At 36.8% G+C, this 15724-nt stretch carries 11 protein-coding genes and 1 pseudogene; all 12 read left to right on the top strand.

The genetic code is table 11. The features are described 5' to 3' along the window. Positions 1–146 precede the first annotated feature (146 nt). Positions 147–569: pseudogene (locus EGX95_RS17295) on the top strand (recombinase RecA); the annotation flags it as partial. 485 nt (positions 570–1054) lie between these two features. Further along, entirely contained in the window at positions 1055–2620 is a 1566-nt protein-coding gene (rny, locus tag EGX95_RS17290) for a ribonuclease Y (protein WP_000099355.1), read from the top strand. Between the two features lie 164 nt (positions 2621–2784). Then, complete coding sequence (locus EGX95_RS17285; RefSeq protein ID WP_001221095.1) at positions 2785–3579, top strand: TIGR00282 family metallophosphoesterase; 795 nt, start codon at positions 2785–2787, stop codon at positions 3577–3579. A gap of 148 nt (positions 3580–3727) precedes the next feature. Beyond that, positions 3728–3988: a stage V sporulation protein SpoVS gene (gene spoVS / locus EGX95_RS17280; protein WP_000404341.1), complete on the top strand. Its 261-nt coding sequence runs from the start codon at positions 3728–3730 to the stop codon at positions 3986–3988. Positions 3989–4046: 58 nt separating this feature from the next. After that, positions 4047–4970, top strand: coding sequence for a dipeptidase (locus tag EGX95_RS17275; protein WP_000688008.1), 924 nt, complete (start codon positions 4047–4049; stop codon positions 4968–4970). A 227-nt stretch (positions 4971–5197) separates the two neighbouring features. Then, positions 5198–6955 (top strand): 2-oxoacid:acceptor oxidoreductase subunit alpha, encoded by a 1758-nt coding sequence (locus tag EGX95_RS17270; protein ID WP_000625425.1) that lies wholly within the window; start codon positions 5198–5200, stop codon positions 6953–6955. After that, the gene (locus EGX95_RS17265; protein ID WP_000190154.1) at positions 6942–7808 is read left to right on the top strand and encodes a 2-oxoacid:ferredoxin oxidoreductase subunit beta; all 867 of its coding nucleotides are present in this window, start codon (positions 6942–6944) and stop codon (positions 7806–7808) included. Before EGX95_RS17270 ends, EGX95_RS17265 begins: the two co-directional genes overlap by 14 nt. Before the next feature lie 427 nt (positions 7809–8235). Next, positions 8236–9765 (top strand): tRNA (N6-isopentenyl adenosine(37)-C2)-methylthiotransferase MiaB, encoded by a 1530-nt coding sequence (gene miaB, locus EGX95_RS17260; protein WP_001005403.1) that lies wholly within the window; start codon positions 8236–8238, stop codon positions 9763–9765. Between the two features lie 3 nt (positions 9766–9768). Continuing rightward, complete coding sequence (locus EGX95_RS17255; protein WP_000870462.1) at positions 9769–10200, top strand: YlbF/YmcA family competence regulator; 432 nt, start codon at positions 9769–9771, stop codon at positions 10198–10200. Between the two features lie 124 nt (positions 10201–10324). Next, positions 10325–10867, top strand: coding sequence for an outer spore coat protein CotE (gene cotE / locus EGX95_RS17250; RefSeq protein WP_001288798.1), 543 nt, complete (start codon positions 10325–10327; stop codon positions 10865–10867). Positions 10868–11048: 181 nt separating this feature from the next. After that, the gene (gene mutS / locus EGX95_RS17245; protein WP_000196013.1) at positions 11049–13727 is read left to right on the top strand and encodes a DNA mismatch repair protein MutS; all 2679 of its coding nucleotides are present in this window, start codon (positions 11049–11051) and stop codon (positions 13725–13727) included. 8 nt (positions 13728–13735) lie between these two features. Next, positions 13736–15679 (top strand): DNA mismatch repair endonuclease MutL, encoded by a 1944-nt coding sequence (gene mutL, locus EGX95_RS17240; RefSeq protein WP_000516479.1) that lies wholly within the window; start codon positions 13736–13738, stop codon positions 15677–15679. Positions 15680–15724 lie beyond the last annotated feature (45 nt).

Raw genomic sequence — 15724 nt, 5'->3', positions numbered from 1 at the left:
GGGAAGGTGTAGAGACTACCGAAAAGAACTTTTAGTTAACTGAGTAGGGTACGGCAGATGATAGGCTACTGCTGGAAGTGCAAGGCTCTCTGTAAAGAGATGAAGAGATAGTCCGGACTATAGAGATGGAAAATCTATAGATAGTGCCAGAAACAACTCCAGGTGGTCGTGCGTTGAAATTCTATTCAACTGTTCGTCTTGAAGTACGTCGTGCGGAGCAATTAAAACAAGGTAACGACATTGTTGGTAATAAAACAAAAGTAAAAGTAGTTAAAAATAAAGTGGCACCACCATTCCGTGTTGCGGAAGTTGATATTATGTACGGAGAAGGTATTTCAAGAGAAGGTGAAATCTTAGATATGGCTTCTGAACTTGATATCGTTCAAAAGAGCGGTGCTTGGTACTCTTATAATGAAGAACGCTTAGGACAAGGTCGTGAAAATTCAAAGCAGTTCTTAAAAGAAAATACGGATTTAAGAGAAGAAATTGCCTTCTTTATTCGTGAGCATCACGGAATTAGCGAAGATTCAGGTGCTGAAGATATGGAAGATCCAAGTCTTCTTGATTAAAGTGGGATAAAAGACACGGCTTCGTGTCTTTTATTTTTGTATCATTATGAAAGCGTTGTATATCGTTGGAGATAAAATATTTAATCCATCTAAAACAGTATGTGTACAGAGGGATATATGCGTGTTTTACATGAATAAACTGGAATTTACTAAGGTTTTCCAGGATAATATGCTCTCTGCTTTTTAGATTCCTATATAAATTAGAGCTGAAGGTAAAGAAAGTAAAAGTAGACAACGCTTGACAATGAAAATTGCGATAGATACAATGAGAATGTATATTTTTTCTTATATACGAAACACTCTTCTCAAGAAGAGAAGTAATATTCGGAGTAAGACTTAAATCTTGCCGAAATAATAATATGACATTTTAATTGTGAAATGAAGAAAGTCCCTTAAAAAAGCGGGACGACGGTCTTTGCTGTATGTTGTTATTCAATGTACATGCCGACAGTCTTTTTTCATTCATAGCAAGGGGAGGTGAAATCATGAGTAGTACTGCAGTTTGGATACTCATCTCCATTTTGCTTGCAACAGTCGGTGCAGTTGTTGGCTTTTTTGTTCGAAAGTCTATTGCTGAAGCGAAGATTAATGGTGCAGCTAATGAAGCAAAACGTATTATAGATGAAGCGAATCGTGAAGCTGAAGCACTTAAGAAAGAAGCGCTTTTAGAAGCAAAGGATGAAATTCATACACTTCGTACAGAAGCTGAATTAGAAATTCGTGACCGTAGAAGCGAATTACAAAAACAAGAAAATCGTTTAATGCAAAAAGAAGAGAACCTTGATCGTAAAGACGAAACGCTCGATAAACGCGAGCAGCAGTTAGAAAAGAAAGAGGATTCTCTTGTAGCGAGACAACAACAGATTGAAGAGTTGGAAAGCAAAGTGGGAGAGTTAGTTCAAAAGCAACAAACAGAATTAGAGCGCATTTCCAATCTGACACGCGAACAAGCGAAAGCAATTATTCTTGGTAAAGTAGAAAGTGAAGTTTCTCATGAAATTGCCGTAATGGTAAAAGAAAGTGAAGTTCGTGCGAAAGAAGAAGCAGATAAGAAAGCAAAAGAGATTTTATCTCTTGCAATGCAGAGATGTGCAGCTGATCATGTTGCTGAAACAACCGTTTCGGTTGTAAATCTTCCAAATGACGAAATGAAGGGACGTATTATCGGACGTGAAGGTCGAAATATTCGTACGTTAGAAACGTTAACAGGTATTGACCTAATTATCGATGATACACCAGAAGCGGTTATCCTTTCTGGATTCGACCCAATTCGTCGTGAAACAGCTCGTATCGCTCTTGATAAACTAGTACAGGACGGACGTATTCACCCAGCGCGTATTGAAGAGATGGTCGAAAAATCAAGACGTGAAGTGGACGAGTATATTCGTGAAGTCGGAGAGCAAACAACGTTTGAAGTGGGTGTTCACGGTTTACATCCAGATTTAATTAAGATTTTAGGTCGTTTGAAATACCGTACAAGTTACGGGCAAAACGTCTTAAAACACTCTATGGAAGTTGCATATTTAACTGGACTTATGGCAGCAGAGCTTGGTGAGGATGAAAAACTAGCAAGACGTGCTGGTCTATTACATGATATCGGTAAAGCGATTGACCATGAAGTAGAAGGTAGCCACGTTGAAATTGGTGTTGAACTCGCAACGAAATATAAAGAGCATCCTGTAGTTATAAACAGTATTGCATCTCACCACGGAGACACAGAACCAACTTCTATCATTGCAGTTTTAGTTGCAGCAGCAGATGCATTATCAGCTGCAAGACCTGGAGCTCGTAGTGAAACACTTGAGAACTATATTCGTCGTCTTGAAAAGTTAGAAGAGATTTCAGAGTCTTATGAAGGCGTAGAAAAATCTTTCGCAATTCAAGCAGGACGAGAAGTTCGTATTCTGGTAAAACCAGATACAATTGATGATTTAGAAGCTCATCGTTTAGCTCGTGATATTCGAAAACGTATTGAAAATGAACTGGATTACCCAGGACATATTAAAGTAACTGTTATTCGTGAAACACGTGCAGTGGAATACGCAAAATAAAGTGGTGAAACACCACTTTATTTTTTTGTGTTGGAATTGGTTAAAATAAAGGAAATTAGTTATACCTAGCATACAAGTGAAACAAACTTATAATAAATATATTGTAAGATAATTACTTGAAGCTATAGTAATAAAAAATGTAGTACATAGGAAGGGTAAGACATATGAGAATATTATTTGTTGGGGATGTAGTAGGATCTCCTGGTAGAGGTATGATTCAACAATACGTACCGGCATTAAAGAAGAAATATACACCTACAGTAACCATTATTAATGGGGAAAATGCAGCAGGTGGACGTGGAATTACGGAAAAAATATACCGAAACTTTTTAGAATGCGGAGCACAAGCGGTTACACTTGGAAATCACGCTTGGGATAACCGTGAAGTATTTGAATTTATTGATGATGCAAAATATCTTGCAAGACCAGCTAACTTCCCAGAAGGCACTCCAGGAAAAGGGCTTATTTTTGTGAACTGTAATGGAACAGAAGTTGCAGTTATTAACTTACAAGGACGTACGTTCCTTCCTCCGATTGATTGTCCATTCCGTAAAGTGGATGAATTAATTAACATTGCGAAAAAACGTACGAATATTATTTTTGTTGATTTCCATGCGGAAACTACAAGCGAAAAACAAGCGTTAGGTTGGTATGTAGATGGTCGTGCTACAGCGGTAGTAGGTACACATACGCATGTTCCTACAGCAGATAATCGCATTTTACCAAGTGGAACGGCATATATCACAGATGTTGGTATGACAGGACCGTACGATGGAATTTTAGGTATGGACCGAGAAGCAGTATTGAAGAAGTTTTTAACAAACTTACCAGTACGATTTGAAGTGACAAATGGTAGAACACAATTAAGTGCAGTGCTAATTGATGTGGACCCTAATACGGGAAAAGCTAAGAAAATTGAGCGTATCTTAATTAATGATGATCAGCCATTTTTTGAGTAATTCCTATTAAAATTTAGATAAGTTATTATTTTTTAATTTTTTAGAAAAATTACAGAAATTTAGCAGGAATACGTGTCATTCCTCGTGAATATAAGTTAAAGTGAAATAATTGCTAATACTTTTTATAGAAACGAGGAGGAAACGCGGAATGGAAATATTAAAAGTTAAAGCAACGTCGGTCCCTAATTCTGTAGCTGGTGCACTTGCAGGTGTTATTCGCGAACGCGGAACAGCAGAAATTCAAGCCATTGGTGCAGGTGCATTGAACCAAGCGGTAAAGGCAGTAGCAATTGCAAGAGGATTTGTAGCGCCTAGTGGTTTGGACCTGATTTGTATCCCAGCGTTTACGGATATTATGATTGATGGGGAAGAGCGTACAGCAATAAAATTAATTGTAGAACCTCGTTAAGTTTAAACAACCTGTTTGCAGTATGCAAACAGGTTGTTTTTATAATGGAGGAATGAAAATGAAAATTTTTGATGCCCATTGTGATGTACTCTTTCAGTTATGGAATGCGAAGGGGAAAAAGGATTTTAAACATGATTCGCAATTACATATTACGTTTGAACAGTTAAAGAGAAGAAAAGGAAGTATACAATGTTTTGCTATATATGTTCCAGAAATAGTGGCGTATGAAAAACGATTTGAAGTGGCATTACAAATGGTAGATATTTTTTATAATGAAATTTTATCACTACCGGGTGTAAAGTTTATTCGGACAAAAGATGATATGAACATGTTAAAACAGGACGAGATTGGAGCGATATTAACACTAGAAGGATGCGAAGCACTTGGAAAAGATGAAATGAAATTACGGTTGTTTTATCGCCTAGGAGTACGTTCTTTTGGACTAACATGGAATTATGCCAATTTATTAGCTGATGGTGCGCTAGAGACGCGTGGGGCAGGTTTAACGACTTTTGGTAAACATATTGTACAAGAACTTAATACATTACATGTATGGACTGATGTTTCTCATTTGAATGAAAGAAGTTTTTGGGATGTGATTGAAATTGCAAAAAATCCTATTGCTTCCCACTCAAATTGTATGAAACTTTGCCAGCACCCACGTAATTTAAACGATGAACAACTTAAAGCTCTTATAAAGCGAAATGGCATGATCGGTGTCACTTTTGTACCGCAGTTTCTAACAAATGAAAAACAAGCGAATGTAGCAGATATAGTAAGACATATCGAATATATTTGTTCATTAGGTGGAGAGAACAATATAGGGTTTGGTTCGGATTTTGATGGGATAGTAGAAACAGTTGTAAATGTATCAGCGTATCGAGATTATGAAAATGTAATTAACGAGCTTTGTAAACACTATGCTGCATCTACTGTAGAGCGATTTTTATATGATAATTTTGTTGAATATATAAGCTTTTAAAATTTTTGTTTTAAAAATCCAGAAAAATTAGAATTAATTCATTTGATATTATTGCTTTTTTTAAGACCTAATACTAGAATGAAAAACAAAATAGCTTTATACTAAAGATTCAGGGAAATCAGAAGAGGCATAATTTGCGTCCATTGTAGTTTATTTGCATAAAAAATGCTAAACTATTACTGTAAAAAAATACACTACAATGAATGCAGCCAAAAGGGGTGTAGGAGATGATTAGTCAACTTTCATGGAAAGTTGGAGGCCAACAAGGTGAAGGAATTGAAAGTACAGGAGAAATCTTCTGTATTGCATTAAACCGATTAGGATATTACCTATACGGTTACCGCCACTTCTCATCACGTATAAAAGGCGGCCATACAAATAATAAAATTCGTGTAAGTACAACAGAAGTACGCGCGATCTCAGATGATTTAGATATTTTAATTGCTTTTGATCAAGAAACAATTGATTTTAACTTCCACGAACTACGTCCGGGCGGGATTGTAGTTGCAGATGCGAAATTTAATCCGACAATACCTGACAATACAGATGTAAATCTATATGTGATACCGTTTACAGATATTGCATCAGAATTAGGCACATCATTAATGAAAAACATGGTTGCTGTTGGAGCATCAAGTGCGGTATTAGGATTAGATGAAACAGCTTATTTAGATGTTGTTGAAGAGATCTTTGGTCGTAAAGGAGAGCAAGTCGTTCAAAAGAACATGGACGCAATTAAGCGCGGCTCTCAATATATGAAAGAGTTACTAGGTGAGAAAGTAAACATGATGCAGCTTGAAAAAGCTGATGGTCAGAAGCGCATGTTTATGATTGGGAACGATGCGATCGCATTTGGTGCAGTAGCTGGTGGTGCTCGCTTTATGTCTGCATATCCAATTACACCTGCATCTGAAATTATGGAATACTTAATTAAAAAATTGCCAAAAGTCGGCGGAACAGTAATCCAAACTGAGGATGAAATTGCAGCTTGTACAATGGCAATCGGTGCAAACTATGCTGGTGTTCGTACATTAACTGCATCTGCTGGCCCAGGTCTATCTTTAATGATGGAAGCGATTGGTTTAGCAGGTATTACAGAAACGCCATTAGTAATTGTTGATACACAACGTGGTGGTCCAAGTACAGGATTACCAACGAAACAAGAGCAGTCTGATTTAATGGCAATGATTTACGGTACGCACGGTGAAATTCCAAAAATCGTAATGGCGCCAAGTACAGTGGAAGAAGCTTTCTATGATATTGTAGAAGCGTTTAACTTATCTGAAGAATATCAAGTACCTGTTATTTTCTTAACAGATTTACAGCTTTCTTTAGGGAAACAGACAGTAGAACCACTTAAGTTAGATAAAGTGGAAATTCGTCGCGGTAAGCTTGATTTAGAAGCGGAATTACCAGAACGTGAAAATAAAGCATACTTCAAGCGTTATGAAGTAACAGAAGATGGCGTTTCACCACGTGTTTTACCTGGTATGAAAAATGGTGTTCACCATGTTACAGGTGTAGAACATGATGAAACTGGTAAACCATCTGAATCAGCATTAAACCGTAAAGATCAAATGGACAAACGTTTCCGTAAAATGGAGAACTTGAAGTTTAATACCCCTGTTTATAAAAATGTTAAGCATGAAGAAGCAGACGTATTGCTTGTTGGATTTAACTCAACTCGTGGTGCGATCGAAGAAGCAATGGAGCGCTTAGAACAAGAGGGTATGAAAGTAAACCATGCTCATGTGCGTTTAATTCACCCGTTCCCAACAGCTGAAATCGATCCACTTGTGAAAAATGCGAAGCGTGTTGTAGTGGTAGAAAACAATGCAACAGGTCAACTTGCTAACATTATGAAAATGAATCTTGGTAACGGTGAGAAAATTTCTAGTCTTTTAAAATATGATGGGAACCCATTCTTGCCGAAAGAGATTTACAACGAATGCAAAAAAGGGGTTGTATTAAATGGCAACATTTAAGGACTTTCGTAACAGTGTAAAACCAAACTGGTGCCCAGGTTGCGGAGACTTCTCGGTGCAAGCTGCAATTCAACGTGCGGCAGCTAACGTTGGCTTAAATCCAGATGAACTTGCTGTTATTTCTGGTATCGGCTGTTCAGGTCGTATTTCAGGTTATATTAATTCATATGGTGTGCATAGTATTCATGGTCGTGCCCTTCCAATTGCACAAGGTGTAAAAATGGCAAACCGTGATTTAACAGTTATCGCATCAGGTGGTGACGGTGATGGATTTGCGATTGGTATGGGACATACGATCCATTCTATTCGTCGTAACATTGACATTACGTACATCGTAATGGATAACCAAATTTATGGATTAACAAAAGGGCAAACTTCACCACGTAGTGAAGCTGGATTTAAAACGAAAAGTACACCACAAGGTTCAATTGAACCGTCACTAAATGTTATGGAAATGGCTTTAACAGCTGGTGCAACATTTGTGGCACAAAGCTTTTCAAGTGATTTAAAAGAATTAACACAAATTATTGAAGCTGGTATTAACCATAAAGGATTTTCATTAATTAACGTATTCAGCCCATGTGTTACTTACAATAAAGTAAATACTTACGATTGGTTTAAAGAGAATTTAACAAAACTAAGTACAGTAGAGGGATATGATCCGTCTAATCGCATGATGGCTATGCAAACATTAATGGAAAACAACGGATTAGTAACAGGGTTAATTTATCAAAATACAGCGCAGCCTTCATACCAAGAACTAGTAAAAGGCTATAGTGAGAAGCCTTTAGTGCAATCTGATTTAAACATGGATCAGAAAATGTTTGATGAGCTTGTTGCTGAATTTATGTAATGTAAGAAGAGGAGGTTGCCATTTGGCAGCCTTTTTTAATGAGTAAAAATATAAAGCAGTCTTATTTACTTGGAAAATTCAGAATGGTAAAATAATATATAAATCGTTGTATGAAAATTGCATGTTCATTAACTAGGAAATGTAATAATAGGATAAGCCTTCTTCTTTGTAAAAATTGGCGAAACACTTCATACTATGGTAATGTGTATAGGGATAAAGCAATATGCTTTTGAGTAGGACAAAAGAAATACAAAAAGGGAATGTCTATTTGTGTGGGGAAGACTTCATTCTTATAGATGATTAGATTGATTACTCAAGTTTCAAAGGACAAGTATCTCTCCAGCTATCTAACCATTTTTGAGGTGGGTCTAAGCGCATTAAAATGGACTATAAAGTGTGTATAGTTAAGGGTGAAAGGAGATTACCGATGAACGAGCAACAACGATTAGCAAGTCAACAAGTGAATTCCTCTACGAAAAAAGAAGAGAAAGATTATAGCAAATACTTTGAAAGTGTATACCAACCACCTTCCTTAAAAGACGCGAAAAAGCGAGGGAAAGAAGAAGTTAAAATTGAACGGGATTTTGGCTTACCTGAAGAGTTTCGCAATTTCGGTACAGGAAGAAAGTTTTATATTCGTACATATGGTTGTCAAATGAATGAGCACGATACAGAAGTAATGGCGGGTATTTTCACTGCACTTGGATATGAACCAACCTTTTCAACTGAAGAAGCAGATGTAGTATTATTAAATACTTGTGCTATTCGTGAAAATGCTGAAAATAAAGTGTTCGGTGAACTAGGGCATTTAAAGGCACTAAAACGAAGAAATCCTGATCTTTTAATTGGTGTATGTGGTTGTATGTCCCAAGAGGAATCTGTTGTAAATAAAATTATGCAAAAAAATCAGCATGTAGATATGGTGTTTGGAACGCATAATATTCATAGATTACCGTACATTCTAAAAGATGCAATGTTCTCGAAGGAGACGGTAGTTGAAGTTTGGTCCAAAGAAGGAGACGTAATTGAAAATCTTCCGAAAGTACGTCGTGGTGATATTAAAGCTTGGGTAAATATTATGTATGGCTGTGATAAGTTCTGTACATATTGTATCGTACCGTATACACGCGGAAAAGAGCGAAGCAGACGTCCAGAAGACATTATCCAAGAGATTCGTCATTTAGCTGCGAATGGTTATAAAGAAATTACGTTACTTGGACAGAACGTAAATGCATATGGTAAAGACTTTGAAGATATAGAATACGGTCTTGGCGATTTAATGGACGAGCTCCGTAAAGTTGATATTGCCCGTATTCGTTTTACAACGAGCCATCCACGCGATTTCGATGATCACTTAATTGAAGTGCTTGGAAAAGGTGGCAACTTAGTAGAACATATTCACTTACCAGTTCAATCTGGAAGCACAGAAATGTTAAAAATTATGGCGCGTAAATATTCACGTGAGCATTATTTAGAGCTTGTAAGAAAAATTAAAGAAGCAATTCCAAACGCGGTATTAACAACTGATATTATTGTCGGTTTCCCGAATGAAACAGATGAGCAATTTGAAGAAACGATGTCGTTATATCGTGAAGTAGGGTTTGATACTGCCTTTACCTTTATTTATTCTCCGCGTGAAGGTACACCAGCTGCAAAAATGAAAGACAATGTACCGATGGAAGTAAAGAAAGAACGTCTTCAACGCTTAAATGCATTAGTAAATAAATTGGCAATTGAAAAGAATAATCGTTATAAAGGTCAAATTGTAGAAGTGTTAGTTGATGGAGAGAGTAAAAATAATCCAGAAGTACTTGCAGGTTATACTCGTACAAATAAACTTGTAAACTTTGTTGCTCCAAAGTCTTTAATTGGTCAGCTTGTGAAAGTAAAAGTAACGGATGCAAAAACTTGGTCTCTTAACGGAGAATTAGTTGAAGAGCCGATTGAGGTGGAATAATAGATGAAAGTATATTCGAAAGATGAAATTGTTGAGCAAGCGAAAGAATTAGCAAAAATGATTTCTGAAACAGAAGAAGTTGATTTCTTTAAGAAAGCAGAGGCACAAATTCATAAAAATGAAAATGTGAAGCGCGCAATTGATGAAATTAAAGCACTGCAAAAACAAGCAGTAAACTTGCAACATTACGGGAAATGGGAAGCTTTGAAAAAAGTAGAAGCTGAAATTGATGCCCTGCAAGATAAGTTAGATAGCATCCCAGTTGTACAAGAATTTAAATCTTCACAAACATATGTAAATGACTTACTACAGCTAGTTGCAAGTACGATTTCTAACAACGTAACAGATGAAATATTAATTTCAACTAATGGCGATGTATTGAAGGGTGAAACGGGTGCAGCGGTAGAAAGTAAAAAAGGAAATTGTGGTTGTTAAAGAGATGTCGAATTGACATCTCTTTTTTTAGTGGATTAAACGTAAGTTCTTCTCAAAAAAGAATGACACATTCCGCTATTGTCACGCATATGATTAAGTGAATAGTGATTGAGGAGGGTTACGAATGTCCGAATTTAGAGAGATTATTACAAAAGCAGTGGTTGGAAAAGGACGTAAGTATACAAAGTCAACGCATACATGTGAATCGAATAATGAGCCAACAAGTATTTTAGGATGCTGGGTAATTAACCACTCGTACGAAGCAAGAAAGAATGGAAAACATGTGGAAATTGAAGGTTTCTATGATGTGAACACTTGGTATTCATTCGATGGCAATACAAAGACAGAAGTTGTAACAGAACGTGTAAACTACACAGATGAAGTAAGCATTGGATATCGTGATAAAAACTTTTCTGGTGATGATTTAGAAATTATTGCTCGTGTCATTCAGCCACCAAATTGTTTAGAAGCTCTTGTATCACCAAATGGTAATAAAATTGTTGTAACGGTAGAACGTGAATTTGTAACAGAAGTAGTTGGCGAAACGAAAATTTGTGTAAGTGTAAACCCTGAAGGTTGTGTAGAATCAGATGATGCTTTCCAAATTGAAGATGATGAGTTTGAAGAGTTAGATCCGAACTTTATCGTTGATGCAGAAGAAGAGTAATAGAAAGCTAGGAAGAAGTTCTTCCTAGCTTTTTACTTTACATAAGTGGTGCTTAGATGAACATGATTGCTAATGAAATGTGCTATAATGAAGAAAGACTCCTGAAATAGGAGATAAGAGTGTCCGTGAAATGTGACATATATGAATATAGATTATTATGTAAGAATTATGGAGGATAAGTATGACGCAATATACGCCTATGATACAGCAATATTTAAAAGTTAAGGCAGACTATCAAGATGCCTTTTTATTTTTCCGCTTAGGTGATTTTTATGAAATGTTCTTTGAGGATGCGGTTAAAGCAGCCCACGAACTTGAAATTACATTAACGAGCCGAGACGGTGGTAGTAGTGAACGTATACCGATGTGCGGTGTACCGTATCATGCGGCTAAAAACTATATTGAACAACTTGTTGAAAAAGGATATAAAGTAGCGGTTTGTGAGCAAGTAGAAGACCCAAAAACAGCTAAAGGTGTAGTGCGCCGTGAAGTAGTACAATTAATTACGCCAGGAACGATGATGGAAGGGCGTACGATTGATGAGAAAGAAAATAACTTTTTAGCCGCATTAACACATTTTGAAGATGGATCATATGCGTTAGCTTGTAACGATTTAACGACTGGACAAAATACAGTAACGTTATTGACTGGTTCAGTAGAAGATATTTTATTAGAAGTGTATGCAACTGGTTCGAAAGAAATTGTTGTAGATTCTTCCTTTTCTAAAGATGAACTAAACAAGTTAACGGAAACGTTAAAAATGACGATTTCATATGAAGATGCAACGGCAATTCCTGAAGGGCTAGAACATCTTGTGAAAAATGTTTCACAAGCAAAGTTAATTAAAGCAGTTGGGCGCTTATTTAACTATGTAATAAGAACGCAAAAACGTTCATTAGATCATTTGCAGCCTGTGGAAATTTATTATACGAATCAATTTATGAAGATTGATGTGCATTCAAAGCGAAATTTAGAGCTGACAGAAACACTTCGAACGAAAGAAAAAACAGGATCATTATTATGGCTATTAGATAAGACGAAAACGGCTATGGGTGGTCGTATGTTAAAACAGTGGATGGAACGTCCACTTATACAGAAAGAACGAATCGAAGAGCGTTTAGAAATGGTTGAAACGTTTGTAAATGATTACTTCTTGCGTGAAGATTTAAAAGAAAAGTTAAAAGAAGTATATGATTTAGAACGTTTAGCAGGGAAAGTTGCATTCGGTAATGTCAATGCAAGGGACTTATTACAGTTAAGACGATCTTTACTGCAAGTACCAGCTATTTTAGAAGCGATTAGTTTGTTAGATAACGCGTATGCAGCGAGATTAATTCAAGGTGCAGATCCATGTGAGAGCTTAACAGAATTACTAGGAAGAAGTATTCAAGAAAATCCACCGCTTTCTATTAAAGATGGAGATATTATTAAAGATGGTTATAATGACAAGCTTGATCAATATCGCTATGTGAGTAAAAACGGAAAAACGTGGATTGCTGAGCTTGAAAAACGAGAGCGTGATATTACAGGAATTAAATCGTTGAAAATTGGATACAACCGTATTTTCGGTTACTACATTGAAGTAACGAAAGCGAACCTTGGAGCATTACCAGAAGGTCGCTACGAGCGTAAACAAACGCTTGCTAATGCGGAACGTTTCATTACAGATGAACTAAAAGAAAAAGAAACATTAATCTTAGAAGCTGAAGAAAAAATTGTACAACTAGAATACGATTTATTTACAGCGCTTCGTGAAGAAGTAAAAGTATTTATTCCGAAATTACAGCATTTAGCGAAAGTAATTAGTGAATTAGACGTACTGCAAAGTTTTGCGACAGTGAGTGAAGAGGAACAGTTTGTAAAACCTGTACTAACAACGAAGCGTGAAATTTTCATTAAAGATGGTCGTCATCCTGTCGTAGAAAAAGTATTGAACGGGAAATTGTATGTACCGAATGATTGTATTATGCCAGAGAATATGGATGTATTTTTAATTACAGGACCGAACATGTCTGGTAAAAGTACGTATATGAGACAATTAGCACTTGTAACAGTTATGTCGCAAATCGGTTGTTTCGTACCAGCAACAGAAGCAGTATTACCTGTATTTGACCAAATCTTTACGAGAATTGGTGCAGCGGATGATTTAATTTCAGGTCAAAGTACATTTATGGTTGAAATGTTAGAAGCAAAAAATGCCATTGCAAACGCATCAGAAAGAAGTTTAATTTTATTCGATGAAATTGGACGCGGTACATCTACGTATGATGGTATGGCACTTGCACAAGCAATCATTGAACATATTCATGACCAAATTGGTGCAAAAACGTTATTCTCTACGCATTATCATGAATTGACCGTGCTAGAAGACAGTTTAGATCAACTGAAAAATGTACACGTTTCAGCTATTGAAGAGAACGGAAAAGTAGTATTCCTTCATAAAATTCAAGACGGGGCAGCTGATAAAAGTTACGGAATTCACGTTGCGCAACTTGCAGAGCTCCCAGATAGCTTAATCACTCGTGCGAAAGAAGTATTAGCGCAACTTGAAGGACAGGAAGAAATTATTATTCCAAAGCGTGTAGAAGTGAAAGCGCAGGCGCAAGAAGTTATTCCAGAGCCTGTAGTTGTAAAAGAAGAACCAGTAGAAATAGAAGAGACGAAAGCAGAGACTGAAGAAGAATCACAACTATCATTCTTTGGCGGAGAACAATCTTCGAAAAAACAAGACAAGCCAGTTTTAGATGCAAAAGAAACGGCAGTACTGACGCAAATTAAAAAAATTGATTTACTTGATATGACACCTTTAGAAGCGATGAATGAACTGTATCGCTTACAGAAAAAGTTAAAGAAAGGATGAGTAAGTAGATGGGGAAAATTCGCAAACTCGATGACCAACTCTCTAACTTAATTGCGGCAGGGGAAGTAGTAGAGCGTCCTGCCTCAGTTGTAAAAGAACTTGTGGAAAATTCTATCGATGCGAATAGTACATCTATTGAAATCCACTTAGAAGAAGCTGGGTTATCGAAAATTCGTATCATTGATAACGGTGATGGTATTGCAGAAGAAGATTGTATTGTCGCTTTTGAACGACATGCGACGAGCAAAATTAAAGATGAAAACGATCTGTTTCGCATAAGAACACTCGGTTTCCGCGGTGAGGCATTGCCGAGTATTGCCTCAGTTAGTGAATTAGAATTAATCACTAGCACAGGTGATGCGCCTGGTACGCACCTTATTATTAAAGGTGGAGACATTATAAAGCAGGAGAAAACAGCGAGCCGAAAAGGAACAGATATTACAGTACAAAACTTATTCTTTAATACACCAGCGCGTCTTAAATATATGAAAACTATTCATACAGAGCTTGGTAATATTACAGATATCGTATATCGTATTGCAATGTCACACCCAGAAGTATCGTTAAAGCTATTTCATAATGAAAAGAAATTGCTTCATACATCAGGAAATGGTGATGTAAGACAAGTACTTGCATCGATTTATAGCATTCAAGTTGCAAAGAAGCTTGTTCCAATTGAAGCGGAATCTTTAGATTTCACAATTAAAGGCTATGTAACATTACCAGAAGTAACGAGAGCATCTCGAAATTATATGTCAACAATCGTAAATGGTCGTTACGTTCGAAATTTCGTATTAATGAAAGCTATTCAGCAAGGATACCATACATTATTGCCAGTCGGACGATATCCAATCGGCTTCTTATCGATTGAAATGGATCCAATGCTAGTTGACGTTAACGTACATCCTGCGAAATTAGAAGTTCGTTTTAGTAAAGAACAAGAATTGCTAAAGCTTATCGAAGAAACATTGCAAGCAGCATTCAAAAAAATACAGCTCATTCCAGATGCAGGTGTAACAACGAAGAAAAAAGAAAAAGATGAAAGTGTGCAAGAACAGTTTCAGTTTGAGCATGCGAAGCCGAAAGAACCATCTATGCCGGAGATCGTTTTACCGACGGGCATGGATGAAAAACAAGAAGAACCGCAGGCTGTGAAACAGTCAGCGCAGCTTTGGCAACCACCGAAGCAAGAATGGCAACCACCACAGTCGCTCGTGAGAGAAGAACAAAGTTGGCAACCATCTACAAAATCGATAATAGAAGAACCGATTCGAGAAGAGAAATCGTGGAACAGTAACGATGAAGACTTTGAATTAGAGGAATTGGAAGAAGAAGTTCAGGAAATAGAAGAAATCGAAATGAACGGTAATGATTTACCGCCGCTTTATCCAATTGGACAAATGCATGGAACATATATTTTCGCTCAAAATGATAAAGGCTTATATATGATTGACCAACATGCCGCGCAGGAACGTATTAATTATGAATACTTCCGTGATAAAGTAGGACGAGTAGCACAAGAAGTACAAGAACTACTCGTACCATATCGTATCGATTTATCTCTTACCGAATTTTTACGTGTCGAAGAGCAACTAGAAGAACTAAAAAAAGTTGGACTATTTTTGGAGCAATTCGGCCATCAATCCTTTATCGTTCGCTCGCATCCAACGTGGTTCCCGAAAGGGCAAGAAACAGAAATTATCGATGAAATGATGGAGCAGGTCGTTAAACTAAAAAAAGTTGATATTAAAAAATTACGTGAAGAAGCAGCCATCATGATGAGCTGTAAAGCTTCAATTAAAGCAAATCAATATTTAACGAACGATCAAATATTTGCTTTACTGGAAGAACTTCGTACAACAACAAACCCATACACATGCCCGCACGGAAGACCAATTCTTGTGCATCATTCTACTTATGAGTTGGAGAAGATGTTTAAGAGGGTTATGTAGGGATAATATGATTTAATAAAAAGAAGCGATGAAATAAATCGCTTC

Origin of the sequence: Bacillus sp. FDAARGOS_527, assembly GCF_003812125.1 — a bacterium.
Lineage (GTDB): Bacteria > Bacillota > Bacilli > Bacillales > Bacillaceae_G > Bacillus_A > Bacillus_A paranthracis.
This window is presented reverse-complemented; position numbering and strand designations above follow the sequence as displayed.